Annotated in this window: 2 rRNA genes; both read right to left on the bottom strand. The window is 42.9% G+C overall.

Annotation, left to right across the window (positions count from 1 at the left end):
• Window positions 1-272 precede the first annotated feature (272 nt).
• A 5S ribosomal RNA gene (gene rrf, locus H8700_RS05460) occupies window positions 273-390 on the bottom strand.
• 58 nt (window positions 391-448) lie between these two features.
• Window positions 449-534, bottom strand: a 16S ribosomal RNA gene (locus H8700_RS05455); the annotation flags it as partial.

Raw genomic sequence — 534 nt, 5'->3', positions numbered from 1 at the left:
ATATATTCAGTATAGCGTTACTGATATACGTTCTTTTCTAGCATTTGTTAATCTTCTTTTAAGAATTAACTCGCAATCTTTTGATTGCTTGGATGTCTGACTTCATAGTTTCAGATCTTCGATCTGAACCATGATTTCTTTTACAGTATGCAGTTTTCAAGGTACCAGGGCTTTGTTCTTTCGAACTCTGTCCCCCTGACTGATTGGATCAGTCATCAATAACAAGAATGACTTCTTGTTACTCATCGCTGATCCAGCGTTATTTTTTTTATAATTGGCGGCCACCTACTCTCCCATACCGTCTCCAGTATAGTACCATCGGCCGTCTGGGTCTTAACCATCGTGTTCGGGATGGGAACGGGTGTTACCCCCAGACGCATCGCCACCAAAATTTTCTGTTATCTCTTTGATAACCAAACAGTAAAACAACCCTTACTCTTTTTCTTAGAAAGGAGGTGATCCAGCCGCACCTTCCGATACGGCTACCTTGTTACGACTTCACCCCAGTTATCGATCCTGCCTTCGGCAGCTCCC

The organism is Jutongia hominis, from assembly GCF_014384965.1.
Lineage (GTDB): Bacteria > Bacillota > Clostridia > Lachnospirales > Lachnospiraceae > Butyribacter > Butyribacter hominis.
The sequence above is the reverse complement of the archived record's forward strand: the minus strand, read 5'-3'. Positions and strand labels throughout refer to the sequence as shown.